The following is a 246-nucleotide window of genomic DNA, read 5'->3' on the forward strand; positions in this document are numbered from 1 at the left end:
GCGCCACCGGTTCTTTCGCCAGCAACGTGACGATCAGGCCCGGCACCATCAGCAACGCCATTAGCCAGTATGGGGCTTGCCAGCCGAGGTAGCGATCCGCAATCCACAGCGCCAGTCCGCCTGAAACCAACATCGCCAGACGATAGCCCAGCACGGTGATTGCCGCGCCGCTGCCGCGCTCCTCCGGCGGCAGCACATCGGTCTTCCAGGCAACAAACACGATATCCTGTGAAGCCGAACAGAAGG

At 62.6% G+C, this 246-nt stretch carries 1 protein-coding gene; it reads right to left on the reverse strand.

What is annotated here, in order from left to right; translation table 11 throughout:
• The coding region (locus KVT28_RS26060) for an MFS transporter (protein WP_217551168.1) at positions 1 to 246 on the reverse strand (246 nt) is incomplete at both ends.

The sequence above is a fragment of the Pantoea sp. GbtcB22 genome (genome assembly GCF_019091025.1).
GTDB classification, from domain to species: domain Bacteria; phylum Pseudomonadota; class Gammaproteobacteria; order Enterobacterales; family Enterobacteriaceae; genus Pantoea; species Pantoea leporis.